The sequence below is a fragment of the Desulfomonile tiedjei DSM 6799 genome, assembly GCF_000266945.1.
Classification (GTDB): Bacteria; Desulfobacterota; Desulfomonilia; order Desulfomonilales; family Desulfomonilaceae; genus Desulfomonile; species Desulfomonile tiedjei.
The window spans coordinates 4,313,079-4,333,985 of record NC_018025.1 but is presented as its reverse complement, the minus strand read 5'-3'; the positions used below and the strand labels follow the sequence as shown (position 1 = coordinate 4,333,985).

Annotated in this window: 16 protein-coding genes; 11 read left to right on the top strand and 5 right to left on the bottom strand. The window is 50.3% G+C overall.

Going from position 1 to position 20,907, the window contains the following annotated elements; genetic code table 11:
* Nucleotides 1–456: 456 nt before the first annotated feature.
* Nucleotides 457–1,824: a radical SAM/SPASM domain-containing protein gene (locus DESTI_RS18395; RefSeq protein WP_014811471.1), complete on the top strand. Its 1,368-nt coding sequence runs from the start codon at nucleotides 457–459 to the stop codon at nucleotides 1,822–1,824.
* Between the two features lie 92 nt (nucleotides 1,825–1,916).
* Here the strand turns inward: DESTI_RS18395 and DESTI_RS18390 are convergent, their stop codons facing one another.
* The gene (locus DESTI_RS18390) at nucleotides 1,917–2,645 is read right to left on the bottom strand and encodes a Na/Pi cotransporter family protein (RefSeq protein WP_014811470.1); all 729 of its coding nucleotides are present in this window, start codon (nucleotides 2,643–2,645) and stop codon (nucleotides 1,917–1,919) included.
* A gap of 443 nt (nucleotides 2,646–3,088) precedes the next feature.
* Between DESTI_RS18390 and DESTI_RS18380 the strand changes: the two genes are divergently transcribed.
* From DESTI_RS18380 to thiE, 8 genes are all read left to right on the top strand, one after another.
* The gene (locus tag DESTI_RS18380) at nucleotides 3,089–3,973 is read left to right on the top strand and encodes a branched-chain amino acid ABC transporter permease (protein ID WP_014811469.1); all 885 of its coding nucleotides are present in this window, start codon (nucleotides 3,089–3,091) and stop codon (nucleotides 3,971–3,973) included.
* Nucleotides 3,974–4,037: 64 nt separating this feature from the next.
* Complete coding sequence (locus DESTI_RS18375) at nucleotides 4,038–5,081, top strand: branched-chain amino acid ABC transporter permease (RefSeq protein ID WP_014811468.1); 1,044 nt, start codon at nucleotides 4,038–4,040, stop codon at nucleotides 5,079–5,081.
* Between the two features lie 147 nt (nucleotides 5,082–5,228).
* Entirely contained in the window at nucleotides 5,229–6,398 is a 1,170-nt protein-coding gene (locus DESTI_RS18370) for an ABC transporter substrate-binding protein (protein ID WP_014811467.1), read from the top strand.
* A gap of 490 nt (nucleotides 6,399–6,888) precedes the next feature.
* Nucleotides 6,889–8,787 (top strand): AMP-binding protein, encoded by a 1,899-nt coding sequence (locus tag DESTI_RS18365; RefSeq protein ID WP_014811466.1) that lies wholly within the window; start codon nucleotides 6,889–6,891, stop codon nucleotides 8,785–8,787.
* Between the two features lies 1 nt (nucleotide 8,788).
* Complete coding sequence (locus tag DESTI_RS18360; protein WP_014811465.1) at nucleotides 8,789–9,619, top strand: ABC transporter ATP-binding protein; 831 nt, start codon at nucleotides 8,789–8,791, stop codon at nucleotides 9,617–9,619.
* An 11-nt stretch (nucleotides 9,620–9,630) separates the two neighbouring features.
* A complete protein-coding gene (locus DESTI_RS18355) occupies nucleotides 9,631–10,425 on the top strand; it encodes an ABC transporter ATP-binding protein (RefSeq protein WP_041287312.1) in 795 nt (264 codons plus the stop codon).
* Nucleotides 10,426–10,820: 395 nt separating this feature from the next.
* The gene (gene thiM, locus DESTI_RS18350) at nucleotides 10,821–11,627 is read left to right on the top strand and encodes a hydroxyethylthiazole kinase (RefSeq protein ID WP_014811463.1); all 807 of its coding nucleotides are present in this window, start codon (nucleotides 10,821–10,823) and stop codon (nucleotides 11,625–11,627) included.
* Nucleotides 11,624–12,289 carry a thiamine phosphate synthase gene (gene thiE / locus DESTI_RS18345; RefSeq protein WP_014811462.1) on the top strand — a complete coding sequence of 222 codons (666 nt, stop codon included), beginning with the start codon at nucleotides 11,624–11,626 and terminating at the stop codon, nucleotides 12,287–12,289. The genes thiM and thiE overlap by 4 nt, the downstream gene beginning before the upstream one ends.
* 266 nt (nucleotides 12,290–12,555) lie before the next feature.
* Here thiE and DESTI_RS18340 read toward each other — a convergent pair whose 3' ends face one another.
* The 4 genes from DESTI_RS18340 to DESTI_RS18325 form a co-directional block, all read right to left on the bottom strand.
* The gene (locus DESTI_RS18340) at nucleotides 12,556–13,935 is read right to left on the bottom strand and encodes an FAD-binding oxidoreductase (protein WP_014811461.1); all 1,380 of its coding nucleotides are present in this window, start codon (nucleotides 13,933–13,935) and stop codon (nucleotides 12,556–12,558) included.
* A gap of 322 nt (nucleotides 13,936–14,257) precedes the next feature.
* The gene (locus tag DESTI_RS18335; protein WP_014811460.1) at nucleotides 14,258–14,584 is read right to left on the bottom strand and encodes a hypothetical protein; all 327 of its coding nucleotides are present in this window, start codon (nucleotides 14,582–14,584) and stop codon (nucleotides 14,258–14,260) included.
* A 540-nt stretch (nucleotides 14,585–15,124) separates the two neighbouring features.
* A complete protein-coding gene (locus DESTI_RS18330) occupies nucleotides 15,125–15,565 on the bottom strand; it encodes a hypothetical protein (RefSeq protein WP_014811459.1) in 441 nt (146 codons plus the stop codon).
* 111 nt (nucleotides 15,566–15,676) lie between these two features.
* On the bottom strand, nucleotides 15,677–16,690 hold the full coding sequence (locus tag DESTI_RS18325) for a hypothetical protein (protein WP_014811458.1): 1,014 nt from the start codon (nucleotides 16,688–16,690) through the stop codon (nucleotides 15,677–15,679).
* A 551-nt stretch (nucleotides 16,691–17,241) separates the two neighbouring features.
* Here DESTI_RS18325 and DESTI_RS18320 point away from each other — a divergent pair.
* Both DESTI_RS18320 and DESTI_RS18315 read left to right on the top strand, forming a co-directional pair.
* On the top strand, nucleotides 17,242–19,911 hold the full coding sequence (locus DESTI_RS18320) for a valine--tRNA ligase (protein ID WP_014811457.1): 2,670 nt from the start codon (nucleotides 17,242–17,244) through the stop codon (nucleotides 19,909–19,911).
* A gap of 264 nt (nucleotides 19,912–20,175) precedes the next feature.
* Complete coding sequence (locus DESTI_RS18315; protein WP_014811456.1) at nucleotides 20,176–20,907, top strand: biotin--[acetyl-CoA-carboxylase] ligase; 732 nt, start codon at nucleotides 20,176–20,178, stop codon at nucleotides 20,905–20,907.

Here is a 20,907-nt window from a genome sequence, read left to right as displayed (position 1 = left end):
TCAAGATGGGGTATGCCCTTTTATGTAAATGTCCACTCAAACACGTTATCAGGAAAGCAGCCTTTGTCGGACATGCTCGTGCGGTTTTGCTTTTACTGCAAATGTCAGAATTCTGCGAAAAGCGCTTCTCGAAAATTGGTGGGTGCCGGCCTCCGTGCCGGCACATTTTTCATAACAAATCAATCAGTTCGGCCAAGCAGGGGTGCCGGGCTACCGTTCCTTATATGGGGTAGGCTGTTCAAAGGTCAGAAATTATGTCAACTGCTTTTAATCACAGCAAAAAAGCCCGGCAATCGAGCAAATGTCAGGAAATCGCTTTCTTGCCAGACCTACTGTGCCGTATCCACACAACATACAGCTTCATATTGAGTACGGCTGTCGATCATGGTATCCAAGAAATATCGCGGTTTGCGGTTTGGAAAGCGGTTCTTCATCTTTGTAGGTCAAGGAGACTTCATGGCACCATTATTCTCGAATATTACCGGCTTGCCAGTTCATATTACGAATCTGAAGATATTTGCGAATGCCCTGCAGGCCCTTTTTGACACGCGAAACCGGGTTATAAGAAAAGCCAAAGGAGTCAGCTTCGGGGATGCGTTTTTCAATTTCATAAAACTGTCTTTCCTTCAGAAAACTGTGCTCAGGTATCGTCATATGGTCAGGTTTGGAGACAAAGTGCTTCTGGATAGTACTTTTCCGCCCTTTCCCAGCCCGGCTTTCTATAAACGCATCTCGAATTATATCAATAACTTGGATTTGACCGGCCTGCCATCAGGCATAGTCTCGATTTCCACCACGAATTGCTGCCCGTACTCATGCGCGTTCTGCTCCACGAATGCAAAACACAATCTTGATACGGACCTTGATGAAGAGTTGCTGAAAAACACCATTCGTCAGGTGGAGAATCTCGGTGTTGCAACGCTCATTCTTCACGGCGGGGAGCCCATGTATCGTTACGATCGTTTTCTTCGTCTGGTGAAACATGTGAGTAAGGATACTTGCCTGTGGATGTTTACCACGGGGTACGGCGTTACTGCGGAGAACGCTGCCGAGCTGAAACAAAACGGGTTATTCGGAGTATGGGTCAGCCTCGACCATTATCGCCCCGAGATCCACAATAAGATGAGGGGAAATCCTGAGGCTTTTCAAAACGCGTGCAAAGCAATCGAACACTTCAAGAATGCGGGTGTGTACACATGCCTGTCTCTGGTACCGCCGCCGGACTTTCTGGATCCCGAAGAGTTCAAGAAATTTTACAATCTGGCGAGAGATCTCGGGGTGGCGGAGATCAGAGTAATGGAACTGAAGCCTTCAGGCCGGGAAGCATGCCGTGGTGTCATTCCCCATAGCCCGATTCTGGAACAACTGCAAAAAGACCTGTTCAAAGATCCCGCATATCAAGCATACCCGCCGTTGAACGGGCTTTCCACGTGGCTGGAAAAAGACCCTGCACTGGGCTGCCAATGCAGGTTTGAATACCTGTTTATAACCTCCACCGGCGAAGTTCAACCGTGTGAGGCTACCCAGATTTCCTTCGGCAATATCAAAGACGAACCTTTTCCGGAAATCTATAAGCGGGCATGCAAAGCGTTCCCCCGGCCTTCTACCGGCTGTATTCCCATGGTGATGTATTCGGAAGTTCGGGAATTCGATAAAATGAAAGATCGACTCTCTTCCCAGGAAAAATCAGTGATATCAACGAAAATCATGAAATCATTTCAGGATCGGGGCATAATTCCCGGTGCTTATCGAGCGTTGTGGTCACATTATGAAAAGAGGCTGAAAACATATCGCAAGAGGAATTCTCCAGAAATTCCAGACTGAAACAGTTGAATTTACCGGCCCCCGAGGTTGGGGACCTTTTTGAGGTTCCCAGCCTCTCATTACTCTGAAGTTGATTGATATTGCAGGATATTCTACACATTTCCTGCAGGTCTGCCGTCGGTGCTCACCAGAGTCAGCAGGCTCTCGGTCATGAGAATGAGATGCCTGCATGCATTCCTTACGGAATCCAGAATATCCAGATACAACGAAGACGCCTTGGGCAAACAAGTTCCATCAACCAAACGCTCCTCATGCGCGAATGCAAATTCGAGGTTCATTTGAGCCAACCGCTTTTCCTCAGATAACAGCTCATTCAAGACATCCGGAGAGGGATTCAGAATCGTGTCCCTGAGTTTCCGGAATATGCCGGTAAGCGTCTTGAATGTTTCTGTGAGCTCTTCGATGGCCTTGTCGCTGAAAACAATTCCGTCCCGAGACTTTATGAGGCTGCAGTTGAGGATATTTTCCATAAAATCGCCGATCCTCTCCAACCTTCCCGGAAACAGGATCACCGTCTTCAGCACGGGACCCGTGGTTTGCGGATAACATACAATTGCGCCTGTGAGACTCTTCTCCTCTGCATGGACCTCATGGGCAATAACCTTACCCTGCTCGAGTAGGCTCGGATCGCCTGATAGCAAAGTCTTGAAGGCCAGTTCGGCAAGGGTCTCCAGCTTGCTAAGCATTATTACCAGACCCTCTTCGAGGCAGGTTATTTCAGTGGGTGGTGTTTCGTATAGCTGCTCTAGACGTGATGCCTCTGCATCCAGTTTGGGGCTTAATAGCCGGAATGGATTAAAGAACACCTCTTTGGATTTCATGTGAATGTCTCCTTTTCCCATCTCTGGCGAGAAAACCTGTCGATCCTGTTTTCTGTTTAATCTCACCAGAGATCTAAGGTATTAATAAGGAGTGGAATACGAAAAGCAAGGTGTGAAAATGCATAACCGTATGTTAATCCGGCCGCTCGGGACGGCGTCGAAGCAAATCCGCTCAATGATAAATGCGATTATAAGTGCGTTGACCATGACATGTTCCGAGGTCTCCCCACCTGCAGAACCAGTAGATCAAAATGCCACTCGGACAAAGCTTTACAAACTGGAAAGGTTTGTACTTGAACCTGCAGTGATTTTCGTTTAATGTTGCCCCTGTACCCATTTCCGGGTAATTTACTCAGACTATTTTGTGTCGGACGTCGAATAGTTACCTTCTGATTCCCTTCCCTGACAATCGGGCTTTCTGTTTACTTTTTTCTGGAGATGACATGGACATTATCCCACAGATTATTGTGAGCGGATTGGCCGCGGGGGGCGTTTACGGTTTGATCGCTCTGGGGTTTGTGCTCATTTATAAGGCTACGAGCATCCTGAATCTGGCGACGGGTGAATTCATGACCGTGGGGGCGTTCATATGCTTCACAGGGCTGACGTATCTTTCCCTTCCATTTTCCGTCGCTTTCATTGGCACACTTTTGTTTGCCGCTTTCCTGGGAATAATCGTGGAGCGGCTCATGCTCAGGCCTCTTATCGGTGAGCCCATCATATCGGTAATCATGGTGACAATCGGATTAGGGAGTATTCTCAAGGGATTGACTCATATGATTTGGTCCCCTGAATATCGCAGTTTTCCTCGCATTTTCCCCCCTCAACCGCTGGACCTCGGGTTTGCCATTGTCCCTTCAGGGCTCCTCTGGGGGTTTATTTCTGCAATCATCTTCACGATTCTGTTCACGTGCATTTTTCGTTATACCCGTACCGGCCTTGCCATGAGAGCTACTGCGGCAAATCAGCAGGCGGCTCTATCAATGGGGATCAGCGTAAAGAGAGTATTTGCCATTTCCTGGAGCTTTGCAGCCATTGCAGCAGCAGTGGGTGGGGTCATCATAGGCAACATCAGCGGAATCAGCATTCACCTGGGGCATATAGGCCTCAAAGTGCTGTCGGTCATAATCTTGGGAGGGCTGGACAGCATAGTGGGTGCAATCGTCGGGGGCTTCATCATCGGACTACTGGAGAACTTTGCCGGGGTGTATCTCGATTCGTATTTCGGTGGCGGTGTTAAAGAAGTGGTCCCCTTCGTCGTACTGGTAATCATCATTATGATTCGACCCTACGGTATTTTCGGAAAACCGATCATAGAGAGAGTCTGACCTTCGACAACAGATGATTTAACTCTCAGAGCATAAATATTCACATTCGGGTAAGAGGGCGCGTATGCGGTGCGGTGATTTCAAGGAATCGTACCTGGAAGATGAAAAAATATTCCAGACCTGGTTTGTCAAATTCTGGCTGGCCGCACTCTTCTTGTTTTTGTTGGCTTTTCCGTTGCTGGCCGATTCTTACATGCTCTATCTCGCAAACATCATCGGCTTCGCCATCATTGGAGCCGTGGGACTCAATTTGCTCACGGGTTTTACGGGACAGATTTCCCTCGGTCACGCCGCTTTTATCGGAGTGGGGGGATACGCCACGGCCATACTCATGACGCGGCTGAACCTGCCATTCTGGGTGGCTTTACCAATTGCAGGATTCATATCGGCCGGGGTGGGCATGGTGATCGGCATTCCTTCATTGCGTGTCAAAGGTCTCTACCTGGTCATCGCGACACTTGCCGCTCAGTTCATTCTCGAATTCACCTTTGTACATTGGGAATCCATGACCAAAGGTATTCGCGGGATCAACGTGCCTCCTCCGGAATTGGGAGGGTTTGTATTTGACACAGAGCGGAGCTTCTATTTCATAACGCTCGCCCTTGTCGTCTTTGCAGTGTTTTTTGCACGCAATCTGGTTAGAACCCGGTGGGGTAGGGCGTTTGTTGCCATACGTGACAGAGATTTAGCCGCAGAAATCATGGGCATCAACCTGTTTCGTTACAAACTCGCTGCTTTCGCTCTCAGCTCTTTCTATGCAGGAATAACCGGTGGCCTGTGGGTTGCCTTCATGAAAGTGGTCACTCCCGAGCATTTCCCTTTCGGTCTCTCAATTCAGTATCTGGCCATGGTGATCGTGGGAGGATTGGGGACGGTACTTGGGTCGATTTTTGGCGCAATTTTTATGACCCTGGTTCCTGAGCTGCTCAATGTGTTCACGGGTGCGGCCAAGGATTGGTTCCCCGGAATGGACCAGTTATTCATTCCCATGAAAGATGTGATCTTTGGCACGTTGATTGTCTCATTCCTCATTTTTGAGCCGCACGGGTTAGCGGAGATATGGAATCGGACCAAGAGTTTCTTCAGCCTATGGCCATTTTCCTATTGAAGGATCGAGAGTGAAGTCATTCGTCGTATTCATCCATTCAATCCTTTGGGGACCCAAGCCTTCCGTGATGGGTATTTCTTTGCATTGCTGTTTCGGCGTCCTGCCGAGGGCGTTCTCGTTACAGATCCACCAGCGAAAGGAGTTTCGATGATGAGAAGAAGACTGCCTTCAATTATGCTCGCCGTATTCCTCGCGTGTCTCTTGGCCGCAGGGCTCGTGTTTGCCCAGGAGATCAAGGTGGGAGCCGTTCAGCCCATAACCGGCCGGTTCGCATTTGCAGGAGTGAACATCAATGCGGGCCTGGAAGATGCACTCATGATGGCCAATGAAGACGGTGGAATCAATGGAAAGAAAATCAAGTACATTATGGAAGACGGCCAGTATCAGTTAGATGTTGCCACCGCGGCATTTAAGAGAATTATGTCCAGAGACAATCCGCTCATCATGTACGGCGAGAGCACGGGACTCGGGAAAGCCATGTCTCCGGAAATCAAGCGGTACAAAGTCCTGTACTCATCGACATCTTTTTCCGGCGAACTTGCCGATCCCGCAGCAAACCCGTTCGTATTTGTGCCTGGTCCGACGTATAGCGACATGTTTGGGATTCTGCTCAAGTTCATCGAAAAGGAAAAGCCCGGGGCCAAAGTTGCCTTTTTCTATAGCGATACCGAGTTCGGCAAAGATCCCATTCCGTATGCAAGGGAAATGTGCAAAAAGCTGAAACTTGATCTTGTCGCGGAAGAGGTTGCAGCAGTCGGCGCAGTGGACGTGACGTCCCAGGTGCTCGACCTCAAACGTAAAGCGCCTGATTACGTGATTTTCCAGGGATTCGTACTTTCTCCTGTTGCTGAAGTAATCAAACAGTGCCGGGATTACGGGATGCAGTGCAAGTTTATGGGCACTTTCTGGGGCGCAACCAAGACGCTTTTAGATAATCTCGGACCTCTGGCTGAAGGGTATCTCGCTGTGAATCCCTACATGTACTGGTGGAATGAAGATGTTCCCATGATCAAGAAGATCAGGGAATACACGAAGAAGACCTATCCCAAAGTTGCTTTTCGCGATAATTCGTACATGCAGGGTTTCATGACAGGACTCATCTTCGTGGAATGCCTCAAACGAGCAGACAAAGCCGGTCAACTGAATGGTGACGGTCTGGTGAAGGCGCTGCAGTCTCTGAAAGACTTTGACACCGGCGGATTGTCTGCACCGTACACGATCAAAGATAACAAGTTTCCTGTTGCTAGAATCTGGAAAGCCAACATAGGAAAGAAGATTTACGAGCCTGCTTCCGATTGGATAAGGCTGGACGAGTAGGTAATTGCAGGGGGGAGTCCACGAACTACCCAAGGACGTTAAATGGCCCGCATGCCCTGGTAGAGGCCGGCGTCTCTGCCGGCCTAACATTTCATGAAGGCACGAGTCCTATTTCTTGGAAATGGCCGGATGAATGAGGTCTGTTCCTGTCATTTGTTCTGAGGAGACAGCTAACCTGCGGAGTACACATGAGTTAAGGCCGCATTCCCTTTATGAGTTCTCCAATTGGCAGGCAGGGACGCCTGTCACCACCAGAGGCGCGGCGCGATGTTCTAACGCCTGTGGAAACCCCACGTCAGAGAGAGTTTTCCGCCGACGCGGTATTGCTGTGTGGGAATCCGGGGATTCGATATGCCGGAGCTACCCAAGAGGAAAGCAAAAAGAAAAGAAATGCATTCATCCGCCGGGCACTGAGGCCATCAAGAACAGCACACAGGATAGGTCGATTTAATCTATTTGCTACAAATCAGTATCTACGGACGGTTCTCTAATGGCGTTATCGCTTCCTTCTCTCCTCTGTGAAAATGCAGCGAAGTTCGGTCCGGACAGACCTGCGTTACGCGAAAAAGAATTCGGCATTTGGCAATCCGTCACCTGGCAGAAGTATCTGCAGAACGTCAAATTTCTGGCACTTGGGCTTGTCGCTTTAGGGTATCGGAAGGGAGACAAACTGGCGATCCTTGGCGATAACCGTCCGGAATGGGTCTACTCGGAGCTTGCCATACAGTGTTTGGGAGGCGCATCCGTCGGGATTTTTCCTGACAGCCACATTGACCAGGTGAAATACATCATCAATCATTCCGATGCAGTGTTTCTGGTGGCTGAAGACCAAGAGCAGGTGGACAAGTTTCTTGAACTGAAGGACTCGTGTCCGGGTGTACGGAAAGTCATTGTGGACGATACCAAAGGTATGCGGCACTATGACGATCCCCTTATCATCCCGCTGAAAACCGTCCAGGACTTGGGCCGGGATCTGGACAGACACGAACCACAATTATTTCAGCAGTATATCGATGAATTGACCGGCGATACCGTGGCAATAATAGCCTACACCTCCGGCACCACAGGGCTCCCCAAGGGCGCCATGTTGACCCATAACAACATGATCAAAATGGCTGCCAATTACGACGTGATCGATCCTGCATATCCTACGGACAATCATGTCTCGTTTCTGCCGCTTCCCTGGGTAGGGGAACAAATGACCGCAGTGTCCTGGAATCTGTACAAAGGATTCACTGTCAACTTTCCCGAAAAGCCCGAAACCGTTGCAGAAAACATCAGAGAGATTGGGCCGCAAATTCTTTTTGCTCCGCCTCGCTTCTGGGAAAAGATCTGCTCTGACATTCAAGTAAAAATTCAGGATGCGGTATGGATCAAGCGTTTCTTTTACCGCTTCTGCATGCCGCTCGGATATAAGATTGCGCAACGCAGGCTGGAAAACAAGTCCTTGGGATTGTTTTGGAAGTCAGTGGAATTTGTCTGTTATTTCCTGATATTCCGATCCCTGAAAAATTACTTCGGGCTCGCACATCTTCGCAACGTGTACACCGGAGGCGCAGCACTCGGACCTGACATTTTCAACCTGTTCCAAGCTTTAGGGGTTAACATCAAACAGATTTACGGACAGACAGAAACCTCGGGCATTTCGGTGGCCCATAGAAACGGGGACATCAAGCTTCACACCGTAGGCAGACCCATACCCGAAATGGAGATCAAGATTTCCGATTCAGGCGAGATTCTTACTCGTGGACCAACGGTGTTCGCAGGCTACTACAAAGACGAGGAAGCGACCCGGAAAACCATGGCCGGCGGGTGGCTGAATTCGGGTGATCAGGGGATTCTGGATGAAGACGGACATCTGGTCATGATCGACCGCATGAAAGATGTCATAAAACTCAATGACGGTACCAAATTTTCCCCGCAGTTGATCGAAAATAAGCTCAAATTCAGCATATTCGTGGCAGAAGCGGTGGTTGTGGGAAAGGATCGGCCGTTCGTTGCGGCAATGATCAACATAGACATGCCGAATGTGGGCAAATGGGCCGAAAACAGAAAAATCACGTACACCACATACACGGATCTTTCACAGAAAGACGAGGTGTACGACCTGATTGCCAAAGAGTTGGCCGAGGCGAATGCGTCACTCCCTAAAGCCGCACGCGTCAAGAAGTTTGTCATGCTTCACAAGGAATTGGACGCAGATGACGATGAGATGACGCGAACCCGCAAAGTGCGGCGTAGTTTTGTGGAACAGCGATATTCACAGCTCATTGAAGCGCTCTACGGCGATCGAGAACGATTGGACGTGTCGTCAGATGTCAAATACCGGGATGGCAAGGAATTCCGCATGCAAACCCGGGTGCAGATAAAGTCCGTTCCGGAGAAGTGAAATGCAGCCTCCTTCCGTATCAGAGAACCTCAACCCCGGTGATTACCTGCTGAGCGTGCATGATATTTTTCTCCGGTTCGGAGGCGTGAACGTCCTCGCGGGAGTCTCGACGGGAGTCCGGGAGGGCGAAATATTTGCCATTATCGGCCCGAACGGCGCGGGCAAAACCTGCATGCTCAATTGTATTAATCGATTCTACCATCCGAGCAGCGGAAAGATCTTTTTTGAAGGGCGTGACATCAGCCGTTTCAAGGCACACGATATTGCAGCGCTCGGTATAGCCAGGACATTCCAGAATGTAGAGTTGTTCAAAGGCATGACGGTCATCGATAACATCAAATTGGGCCGTCACGTGCACTTGGATACGGGACTTTTTTCAGCGGGAATTTACTTCGGATCTGCTCGGAAAACAGAGCTTGCGCTCAGGAAAGAAATCGAGGAATCGATCATCGATTTGCTTGAAATCGAACACATTCGCAAGAAAAAGGTCGGCACTCTTCCGTACGGGCTGCAAAAGAGAGTAGAACTCGCCAGAGCCCTTGCCATGAAGCCCAGGGTGCTTCTTCTGGATGAGCCCGTCACGGGAATGAACCTCGAAGAGACTGAGGATATAACACGATTTATTCTCGATATTCACGAGGAATGGGGAGTGACCGTCATCCTCATAGAGCACGACATGGGCGTTGTCATGGATATTTCCGACAGAATTTGCGTGCTTGATTTCGGGATTAAGATTGCCGAGGGCGAGCCGGAAGAGATTCGCCACAATGAACAGGTCATCAGCGCGTACCTCGGTGAAAAGGACCTGGCCTATTCGCGACTGGGAGCATAACCGTGGCAGTAATGCTTGAAGTGAACAACATCGAAGTGGTTTACAATGATGTAATCCTGGTCCTTAAAGGACTTTCCCTCAGAGTGGAAGAAGGCCGGATCGTGACGGTCCTCGGCAATAATGGCGCAGGGAAGAGCACGACTCTGAAAGCGATTTCCGGCCTGCTGAAATCCGAAGACGGCGAAGTTACGGATGGTTCCATCACATTTATGGGCAAACGAATCGACAGAATGGAGCCTGAAAATATTGTCAGAATGGGGATCTTTCAGGTGATGGAAGGAAGAAAAGCCTTTGAAGACCTGACTGTGGAAGAAAACCTGCTTGTGGGAGCCCATACCATTAAAAGCAGAAAACAAATAAAAAAAGACCTTGAGATGGTCTATCACTATTTTCCCAGGCTGACCCAGCGAAGGAGCTTTCAGGCAGGATATATCAGTGGCGGAGAACAGCAGATGCTGGTCATCGGGAGAGGTCTTATGGCTCACCCGAGACTGATGCTTCTCGATGAGCCGTCAATGGGCCTCAGCCCCATGCTCGTGGGCGAAATATTCGATATTATAAGACGAATAAACAGTGAAGAAGGAGTAACCATTCTGCTCGTGGAGCAGAATGCGCGTATGGCTCTTAGTATTGCGGATCATGGATATGTCATGGAAAGCGGCCGGATCGTCCTGGATGACGAAGTTGAAAAATTGAGAGAAAACGAAGATGTAAAGGAATTCTATCTGGGCTTCACGGAAAAAGGCAAGCTCAAGAGCTACCGGGATGTGAAACATTATAAACGCCGCAAACGCTGGCTCACCTGAAATTCCGGGGCTTTTACGATTATTAGCAATTCCCGAAATTAGTATCCGATTGAAGAAAAATTACTGGTAGCTGCCGGCCTCCGTGCCGGCGCATCTTCAAAAACAATCAATTGTGTCAATCGCATGGACCTGCAGAGACGAGCGTGAGATAAGCGTCAGAATTCTTGACAATTACTCTAATACGTATTCGCTTTTATGAACCCAATTTTGGCCGGCACGGAGGCACGGCCACTACCGGCTGATGGTAGGGTCCGGCGCCTCTTCCGGGACATTTGATTTTTGTCCACTCGTCTGCAAAATGGTATTACATATGTTCATTTAGCGGGACCTTTTGCGCATGCTATGCCCGCTATTTCGGCGATTGCGAATTCGTGTGGGAGAAAGGAGAGTCAAATATGGCGAATCACAATGAAGCGGCTGGAGAATTGCTTGCAAAAGTCCGTTCCACCAATCCGGTGGTGCACAGTATCACGAATTACGTTGTGATGAATTCAACAGCAAACGTGCTCCTTGCGATGGGAGCTTCCCCGATCATGGCTCATGCCCGGGAAGAGCTGGACGATATCGTGAACATTGCAAGCACCGTGGTGATCAATATAGGAACGTTGTCAACGCAATGGATCGATTCCATGTCTTATGCGTCCAGGATTGCCCGCATTGGCGGAAAACCCGTGGTCCTGGATCCAGTGGGGTCCGGAGCTACTCGTCTTCGCACTGAGACAGCATGCCGTCTTATCGAAGAATCCCTGCCTACGGTGATACGGGGGAATGCGTCGGAAATACTGTCGCTCTCACCGGCAGGCGGAGCTACTCGCGGAGTGGATTCCATTCATACAACGGATCAGGCATCCCAGGCTGCGCAAACACTGGCCGGGTGCCTTGGAACATGCATCGCAATCACCGGAGAACGTGACTTCATCACTGACGGCACCCGTTCCCTTTCCGTAGCAAACGGTCACCCTTTGTTGAGATCTGTGACAGGAACCGGCTGTGCTGCAACCGTAATTATCGGCGCTTTTCTGGCAGTGGAGAAGGATCCGGTGATAGCTTCTGCCGCAGCCCTGGCTTTTTTCGGACGAGCTGGAGAACAGGCCGCCATCGATACACCTGGGCCGGGGACATTCTGGCAAAAGGTGCTGGATGCTCTGTACACCATCACTCCCGAAGATTTGGCAACCCGCGCGAGGATTACGGAATCATGACAGACCCTTCAACATGGCATGTCTATCTCGTTACAGATCGTTCGTTTTCTCTGGGACGTTCTACTCTCGAAGTCGTGGAAGCTGCGGTTTCCGGAGGAGTCTCTGCGGTTCAGTTGAGGGAAAAGGACCTCTGCACGCGTGATTTCTACCGTGAGGGAGTTCAACTACGGGAATTTCTTCGAAGTCATCGCGTGCCTCTCATAATAAATGACAGAATCGACATAGCTCTAGCTCTAGATGCAGACGGCGTACATATGGGTCAGGAGGATATGCCGCTTTCCCGGGCACGACAAATCCTCGGCCCTGATCGTATCATCGGAATCTCCATCAACGAACTCGATCAAATCACCGACGAATCAGTCGAGCTCGCGGATTACCTCGCGATCAGCCCTGTCTTCTCGACTCCTACCAAACCCGATGCGACTGCTCCGTGGGGATTGGAAGGTGTGAAAAAAGTTCGATCTTTGACGAACCTTCCCCTCGTCGCCATTGGATCGATCAAGTTACAGAATGCCCGGGAAGTCGTGCTGGCAGGATCGGATTGCATTGCAGTGGTCACCGCGATCACCGCGGCACCTGACATTGCCGGCGCTACACGGCAATTGGTGGATGAGGTCAGACAGGCCAAGAGCATCAGGCAAAACGACACAGCCAAGCAGTAATCCTGTAAGGCTTCTCAACAATTTTGCAGCAATCTCATATTCGTAATGAAGAGTACTGGTAGCGCCCGGCGTCTCTGCCGGGCATAATGGATTGATTTACTTACATGTTACATCCACCGGCACGGAGGCCGGTGGCTACTAATTTCAAAGAACGGCTTGTGATGATTCGCGATTATTGAGAATTACATTAAACACGGTGATTGCAAGCAACCATCGTGTCTCGCATAGGGACGATACTCTAGAATCAAATATGCTGCGTCATTCTCCTAGCCCGGTTTGATGTTCTGATTCACACGGAAGAAGTTAGTGGGATCGTATTTCTTCTTGATCGCAGCGAGCAACCTGTAATTGTTCCCGTACGTCGCCTGAATGCGATTCTCACCTTCTTCCATCATGAAGTTGACATATGCGCCGCCCAAGGTGTAAGGATGCAGCGCTTCCCAATATCCTCTGGCCCAGGACTTGAGAGCCGCTGCTTTGGCCGGGTCGGAATCGATTCCCGCAATGACCATGGACCACGTCGCGTCCCGGTAACGCCAGGCTGTATCGTTCGATCCTATAAGGTGGACCGCTCCATCTATCGGATAGAGATGCATCAATGATAACTCGCTCGGCGCTTTTGCTGCATGCTGCAGATGCACGTCAATTGCCGCGTCGGGGAGTTCCTTGACGAATTCGCCTTTCCAGTACCACTGGAGTCCTGGTGGCAGCAACGGGTCGAACAGGCTCTGCAACGCGGGGAAAGGAATAGGGCCTACCCAGTCGAATATTGGTGGCGGAAGCTCCTCACGAATCGGTCTGATAGCATTTTCCGCATTGCCAAGAAGCCCGTTGTAACAGGAAATCAAAGCGCAAACCTTCTTCCCCCAAAACTCTTCGGGAAAGGGGTGTTTTGAGGGCACCGTCTTCAGACCGAAGAAGGTGGAGAGTTCCACAGGAGCCTGAGGAAGGAACTCGCGATACCACTGCATGATCCGGCGTGCATTCTTGACGTCCCAAAAAATCGGCCCGCCGTAAACCGTGCTCACGGGATGAGCTTGATAAACGAAGCTCGTTACGACGCCAAAATTACCCCCACCTCCACGTATGGCCCAGAAGAGGTCCTCATGCTGCGACGCATTGGCAGTCACAAAGCTTCCGTCTGCGAGCACGACATCCGCTTCGATCAGGTTGTCAATTGTGAGACCGTGCTTTCGCGTTAGATAGCCATGTCCGCCACCGAGCGTGAGCCCGGCAATGCCGGTGGTCGAAACAATCCCTGCCGGAACGGCCAATCCGAATGCATGACCCGCGTGATCCAGGTCTCCCTGTGAGCAACCGGGGCCGGCACGCATAGTGCGATTTGCGGGATCGACCCGCACGCCTTTCATCAAAGAGAGATCGATGACAAGGCCATCATTGCAGCTTCCCAGACCGGGTCCATTGTGGCCGCCGCCACGTATTGCCGTGAGAAGATCGTTCTCCCGACCGAATCTCACTGCCGAGATAACATCGGTCACATCTGCACAGCGAGCGATCATAAGCGGACGCTTGTCGATCATACCATTGTAAAGTTTACGGACTTCGTCGAAGCGCGGATTGTCTCGTTGAATCAACTCCCCTCGCAGGCTCGTTTTGAATTTTTCTATAGCATTGTCGTTCAGCATACTAATTCTCCTTCGGAACATATGAGCTTAAGCAGAATATAGGGCAGGGATAAGCACCGTCCAATGACATCGTTGTCGATCTCAGGTCCCGAGCCCCTTAACACCGATCATAGCGAGCAAAGGGAAGCAATCTCCTGAATTTTGGCGCGCCAAGTTTGTGGGAATTACGAAAATTAAAACGACCGATTGAGGACTAGAAGTATTTGGTGGGTGCTGGCCTCCGTGCCGGCACATCTTCAATATGATCAATTATATCGATAAAATAGACCGGCAGGAACGCCGATCCCCACCAATACCTTAGGTTGGTGCGTGGGCGGAATCGCTACTTGATGCTGTCCAGACTGATTACTTCCGTGAACGCTATTTCGGCTTTCGGGTCTACTTCAGGAGGTGTGAAGAATCCGGGAGAATCCAGTTCCTTTATTGCCAACTGACTTTCTACAAAGGCTTTTGTCACCACGGAATCGGAAATGGAGGTTCGCATATACAACTCCATTTCATCAAGCATTCCTGCATCCACAAGCTGCGAAAATACTTTCTGCAGTTGAACGGGTGTAAGAGAATACGTTTCCATGAGCGCGTCATCTCCGAGTCCATTTCGAAGGTCTTGCACAAATTTCTTGGCTTTGATTTTCCGTTTCGGTGTCATCCATAGTCTCTGTGAATCGATTTTAGCTGCTTCTCTGATGAAAAGGCCGGTCCATGCACTTTACAGCAGTTCCTATAAAAATCTCCGTGGGGAGTGGTATCGCCAGACGGTTAGGAAGATTCCTATACGTGGTCCCGAGAGGGCCGACAGTTTGTTGTGCCAGCTAGCGAGGGGTCAGGTTGACATAATTTCTGACCTTTTGAACAACCTACCCTTTATGAGGATCGGTAGGGCCCGGCGTCTCTGCCGGGCCAACCTGGTTGATTTGTTTTGAAAAATGTGCCGGCACGGAGGCACGGCACCCACCGATTTTCGAGAATCGCTTTCTGCAATCGGACAAAAATTCTGCCATTTACTGTACGCGTGCACATTTAGTCCGGAAAGAAAATACTGTAAACAACACCAGAGTCAAGAGGCAATCTGCTTACAAAAATGTATCGAATCTGAATGACGATGGTGTGGCGTGGGAAAACAGAGCGGTACGGGCTGGAAAAACATAGGTAAGGGAACCATTAAATGGCTCCCCTACAAAATCTGTCGTTACATTACCCGGCTGGGCACTTTAACGCGTTTCTTCTTCTTTTTCTGGTCTGCTTTGCTTTGGAGACGTGATTTCTTCTCTTTCGTATCGGTTTTCTTTTCGATTGCGGGCTTTTCTTCCTTCGATTTTTCCGGGGTCACTGTTGATTTCGATTCCGGCGTTTCGCCGATCACCGCGGCTTCTACAGTCGGCGGTTTTCCGATCTGATCGAACATACCCTTTAGTTCGATTGCAACCTTGTCAAGAACTCCGGAAATTTCGGGGATGAGCAGAGCCAAGTACATTTTGTTCAGAGTGTCAGGCACGATTCCATTGGCTGTAAGAGGTGAACAGTTGCAGTCCTCTTTGCCCACAGTGTACAGGCCTACCGCCTGCGCGCTCCCACCAAATGCCATTATCAGAGCGACACATAAGGTCGCCACCAAAAAAGTAGATCGCATCTTGATCTCCTGTATAAAACGGCGTGATTATAGTATACTGAAATTACCCTAAAAAATCAAGATGTTCTTCTATGGATAAGTGTGGAAGCGAGAAAATAGCGGTCTGCACTGTCAGAAGAGATATGTGAAACTGATGCCGCTGAAGACTGAGTGGCGCCATGTATCCAGAGAAAATCGAGATGACCGGCCTCCTGTTTTCAGGGTGACACCTCCGGAAACTGCCTGATAATCGTATTTGGCAACAGCTCCCAGGAGAAAGTTCTCACTTGCCGCGTAGGACCATTCAAAATTGCTCCCGAATTGACACCCGGTAATGGAAAGCCCGTCAAAGGTCGTAGTGGTAGTTTCCAGGCGCTGTTCAGCGTCGAGAGACAAAATGGTCAGGGGTGAGAATGATATATCCAATCGAGCGACCGCACCGAGAAAGTCATTGTGCGCATAGTAAACGCCCGTGTAGGGGATGTATACATGCATGTGATTCTGGATTGTTCCCGAAGCATTTCCCGTTCGTTGCGAAGAATAATCGAAATTGTTGTATTTAAAACCTCCGGTTATTCCGGCAGCGTAGGGTGTCCCTCGCAATCCGAGATGATAGATGGCAGTGACATCGGCCTCCAGGACTCTCGCCATGGAATCCCATCGGGATTGAAACGAAACAGGCACTTGGGCGGGAGGTGGGTCTATGCGACTTAGATAGAAATTGCTCTGTACTTGCTGGGTAATGTTCATCCAGACCTGAGCCCGCAGGGCTAAATCCGTGGACACAAATGTTTCACCCTGGAGCCCGAACATGATGCTGTCCAGAGGCACCACCATTTTCCCGGGACCTATCCTCGGACCTGGCAGGGAGTTCGGGTTGTCGCCGTCTCGCCAGCGGATTTCGTGAAATCCCCACTGATACCCGCCCCGTGCTTCAATCATGGATTCCTTTGGTTTTTTTCCGTGAAAGGCCATGGAATCCGGATATACGAGGGGTTCCGCAGCACCTGTCTGGTTGGCGAAGAGCAAGAAGAATCCGAGAACCGCAAGAAACGGGATTGTCTGAACAGTCCTGATTTTGACGCGTGAAAAGAGTGTGTGAGCTTTAGAGAACAAAGATACCTTCATCCCACAGAAAATTTGCATGAAACATCAACCTGCGTGCCTGCCCGGAAGGCACACAGAGAACCTTGTTAACATTGTATTGCTAAATTTGTCAAGATTTAAATAAGTTACGGTCAGGTATGCAAGCACGTCGCCTGTCACTCTGCGCAAGGTCATGAACGTGGTCACGATGAAAGATGAGCATCGCTCGAAACAAGAACCGCATTGGTTTCGAGCTATGGTCAGCGCCGAAAATTCTGTCGTTTATCCCGCGTGCAAATTACAGGATATTGGTAGGGGCCGGCGTCGCTGCCGGCCCGAACTGGTTGATGTGTATTAGAAAAACGTGCCGGCACGGAGGCACGGCACCCACCAATTGTCGAGCAGTGCTTTTCGCAATCGGATGCTATTTTATACACTTGCTATACCGTAATTTGGTAGCCCATCAGCATAGAGGCGTGACACTGACATGAACTTACCGATTTCACCGATAGATCCGGCGCATTCGGAGACATTGAGTTCTTCGGCTAAGAGTGATAAAAAGGACGATTGCATTCATCAGAAACCGGATACATCAAGATGAGGAGCGTGTTATGGATCAGGGCACTTTACCCAAGGCGTACGAACCTGCAGAAATCGAAAAACGTTGGTACTCCTTTTGGGAAGAAAAGAAGCTGTTTCACGCAGACGATGAGAAAACGGGAAAAGAATACTCCATTGTAATTCCGCCTCCCAACGTGACCGGCTCTTTGCACATGGGCCATGCTCTGAACAACACGTTACAGGATATTCTCATCCGGTATCACAGGATGAACGGATACAATACTCTCTGGATGCCCGGGACCGACCACGCGGGAATTGCCACGCAAAATGTAGTGGAAAAGCAACTTGCCCTGGAAGGGCTGAAAAGAGAAGACCTTGGTAGAGAGAAGTTCATAGAACGAGTCTGGACCTGGAAAGCCATGTCTGGTGGAGTCATTATCAACCAGCTCAGAAGACTCGGCTGCTCCTGCGATTGGGATCGGGAAAGATTCACCATGGATGAAGGACTTTCTCGGGCAGTGCGCGAAGTGTTCGTGCGACTTTATGAAGACGGACTCATTTACAAAGGCGATTACATTGTAAACTGGTGTCCCCGATGTCATACGGCGCTGTCGGACCTTGAAGTCGAGCATGAAGAGGCTTCCGGGAATCTCTGGCTTATTCGTTATCCCATCGAAGATTCCGACGAACACGTCGTTGTAGCTACCACCCGACCCGAGACCATGTTGGGAGATACAGCAGTTGCGGTGAATCCTGAGGATGACCGGTACCGTCATCTCATCGGGAAGAACGCAATTCTCCCACTGGTCGGCCGTAAGCTGCGGATCATTGGAGATCCCGTGGTCTCTATGGAATTCGGCACCGGCGCGTTGAAAGTGACACCGTCCCACGACATGACGGACTTCGAGCTGTCCATGCGCCATAATCTCGAACACGTCACGATCATGGACTACAACGGTCATATCAATGCGAACGGCATTCATTTCGCGGGGATGGATCGGTACGAATGCAGAAAAGCGATTGTCGCGGAACTGCAGGAAAAGGGCTATCTGGAGAGTATTCAACCATATGCGCTTGGATTGGGCCGCTGCTACCGTTGCAAGGAGGTTGTGGAACCGCTTATTTCCCAGCAGTGGTTCGTTAAAGTCGAGCCTCTTGCACAGGCAGCTTTGAAAGCGGTGCAAAAGGGTCATACCAGAATCATCCCGGAAAACTGGACCAAGGTCTATTACGAATGGATGAACAATATCCGTGACTGGTGCATTTCGCGGCAGATCTGGTGGGGACATCGCATTCCTGCTTGGACATGCCAGGGGTGCGGAGAAATCATTGTCGCCACAGAAGATCCCGCGGAATGCCCGAAATGCAAGGGTTCCACCCTGCTGCAGGAAACAGACGTTTTGGATACTTGGTTTTCTTCGGCTCTCTGGCCGTTTTCCACCATGGGCTGGCCTGACCGGACGGAATTGCTGCACACCTTTTATCCCACGTCGTGCCTCGTGACCGGCTTTGACATTCTTTTCTTCTGGGTTGCCCGTATGATGATGATGGGGATCAAATTCATGGGGGATGTTCCATTCCGGGACGTGTACATTCACGCGCTCGTGAGGGACGAATCCGGGAAGAAGATGAGTAAATCCCTTGGAAACGTCATCGATCCTCTTCAGGTCATGGACGTGTACGGCACGGATGCCTTTCGTTTCACGCTTTCCGCACTCGCAGCGCAGGGCAGGGACATTCGTCTGTCCGAAAGCCGGATCGAAGGGTATCGCAATTTCATGAATAAGGTGTGGAATGCAGCGAGATTTGCTCTTCCTTACCTGGAGACATTGTCACCCGAAGATACCCCTGCGGATTCCAAGTCTCTGCCTCTTGCGGAACGATGGATCCTTTCCAGGCTGCACAGGACCATTCAGGAGGTTCGCTCTTCCATCGAGACCTATTGCTTTAACGATGCCGCGCAATCTCTGTATCAGTTTACCTGGCATGAGTTCTGTGACTGGTACATCGAAGAATCCAAGATATCGCTGGGTGGCGAAAATCAGGACGCGAAACGGGCTACTGCAGCTACCATGCGTTATGTGCTGGACGCCTTGATGATGCTTTTGCATCCGTTTATTCCGTTTATCACAGAAGAGATAGCTGCAAAAATTCGTCCGGAACGCGCGTCCATCATGAAGGGACCGTTCCCGGAATTCGATCCTTCCCGAATCGATCCAGAAGCTGAAAATATGATGGGAATCCTCATGGGAGTGGTCAGTTCAGTACGCAACATTCGTTCTGAGATGAACATTGCCCCGTCAAGAGCACTTCCGCTTCTGGTCTTCTCGTTTTCGGAACAGGAAAGGGAACTCCTGGACAAGAATCGCTCCATGGTGGAGACTCTCGCGAAAGTCAACGAATTCAGGGTGATCTCTCCGAGTCAGGAGATAGAACCGCCTCGGATGGCCGCGACAGCAGTGGTAAATGAAATGCGCATCCTGGTTCCTCTGGAAGGCATCGTCGATCCGGATGCAGAGATTTTCCGGCTCAGCAAAGAATTGGCGAAAATCGAGAAAGAACTACAGTCAGTATCGAGAAAGCTTTCCAACGAGGAATTCCTCGCAAAGGCCAATGCAGCGGCAGTCCAGAAGCAAAAGGAACGACATTCCGAGCTTACGGCCAAACTGTCAGGGCTGGGAAGCGGACTGGAAAAAATGCGCTCCCTCAAGAGCTCGTGAGGAAGGAAATCGGGGAGGAACTTCTTGTAAGAAGTTCCTCCCCGAACCCCACCTCAAGAACTTCTAATACTTGCCGGGGATCAATTTCCTCATTGGAAATTGATCCCCGGCGAATGTTAGAAGCTCTTGATAAAAGGCTTGAAAAGCCAGCGTAGGATGCGGTGAACCCGCGATCCGCGCGGGTGAACCGCATCAGTCGAGGTCTTTCGCTACCGATGCGATTCGCTTCGCTCATCACATCCTTCGCGATCTGGAAAGTGCCCCATGTTCGGTAATCTGATAATATATGAGAGTTTGGGTTCCACCCAGGACATAGCGCGTGAACTGGCTCGCCAAGGGGATTCGGAAGGCACCGCAATCCTGGCTCTCAAGCAAACCTCCGGACGTGGAAGACTGGGGCGCACCTGGGTATCGCCTCCCGGCAAGAATTTGGCCTTGTCGGTCATTCTGAAGCCGCACATCGAACCGCAGCACGCGTCTCTGCTGGGAATGGCAGCATCCATTGCCACTGCAGAAACAGTAGAGTCATACGGAATCGCCAGGGCTGAGTTGAAATGGCCGAATGACGTGTTGGTGAACGGTCGGAAAATCGCGGGAATCCTCTCCGAAGCTGCCGTCACTTCCAACCGCCTGGAATACGTGATCGTCGGATTGGGTTTGAACGTGAATTGTTCTCCAGACGATTTCCCCCCTGATTTGCGAGAATTGGTGACTTCGATGGCGATCTGTACAGGTCAAATCTCCGACGTGGAAGAAATCGCTCGCGTGTTTCTCGACAAGATGCACAGCCTCTACGATCGCGTGAGAACCGAAGGACCGGCGTTTATTCCCAACTCGTGGGACGGCAGATGGGCGCATCGGAAATCCTATGTCATCAGAGATGGGATACGATACCGGGCTGAAGCTATAGCGCCGGATGGAGCACTAGTCGTTTCAACGGAAGACGGAACAATAAAACAACTCGTTTCGGGAACAATTGAAATCGTGAGTCCATAA

Bases quoted from the DNA above. Each gene is read 5' to 3' on its own strand.
- DESTI_RS18395 (WP_014811471.1), top strand. From the start codon at position 457: ATGGCACCATTATTCTCGAATATTACCGGCTTGCCAGTTCATATTACG.
- DESTI_RS18390 (WP_014811470.1), bottom strand. From the start codon at position 2,645: ATGAAATCCAAAGAGGTGTTCTTTAATCCATTCCGGCTATTAAGCCCC.
- DESTI_RS18380 (WP_014811469.1), top strand. From the start codon at position 3,089: ATGGACATTATCCCACAGATTATTGTGAGCGGATTGGCCGCGGGGGGC.
- DESTI_RS18375 (WP_014811468.1), top strand. From the start codon at position 4,038: ATGCGGTGCGGTGATTTCAAGGAATCGTACCTGGAAGATGAAAAAATA.
- DESTI_RS18370 (WP_014811467.1), top strand. From the start codon at position 5,229: ATGATGAGAAGAAGACTGCCTTCAATTATGCTCGCCGTATTCCTCGCG.
- DESTI_RS18365 (WP_014811466.1), top strand. From the start codon at position 6,889: ATGGCGTTATCGCTTCCTTCTCTCCTCTGTGAAAATGCAGCGAAGTTC.
- DESTI_RS18360 (WP_014811465.1), top strand. From the start codon at position 8,789: ATGCAGCCTCCTTCCGTATCAGAGAACCTCAACCCCGGTGATTACCTG.
- DESTI_RS18355 (WP_041287312.1), top strand. From the start codon at position 9,631: ATGCTTGAAGTGAACAACATCGAAGTGGTTTACAATGATGTAATCCTG.
- thiM (WP_014811463.1), top strand. From the start codon at position 10,821: ATGGCGAATCACAATGAAGCGGCTGGAGAATTGCTTGCAAAAGTCCGT.
- thiE (WP_014811462.1), top strand. From the start codon at position 11,624: ATGACAGACCCTTCAACATGGCATGTCTATCTCGTTACAGATCGTTCG.
- DESTI_RS18340 (WP_014811461.1), bottom strand. From the start codon at position 13,935: ATGCTGAACGACAATGCTATAGAAAAATTCAAAACGAGCCTGCGAGGG.
- DESTI_RS18335 (WP_014811460.1), bottom strand. From the start codon at position 14,584: ATGACACCGAAACGGAAAATCAAAGCCAAGAAATTTGTGCAAGACCTT.
- DESTI_RS18330 (WP_014811459.1), bottom strand. From the start codon at position 15,565: ATGCGATCTACTTTTTTGGTGGCGACCTTATGTGTCGCTCTGATAATG.
- DESTI_RS18325 (WP_014811458.1), bottom strand. From the start codon at position 16,690: ATGCAAATTTTCTGTGGGATGAAGGTATCTTTGTTCTCTAAAGCTCAC.
- DESTI_RS18320 (WP_014811457.1), top strand. From the start codon at position 17,242: ATGGATCAGGGCACTTTACCCAAGGCGTACGAACCTGCAGAAATCGAA.
- DESTI_RS18315 (WP_014811456.1), top strand. From the start codon at position 20,176: ATGTTCGGTAATCTGATAATATATGAGAGTTTGGGTTCCACCCAGGAC.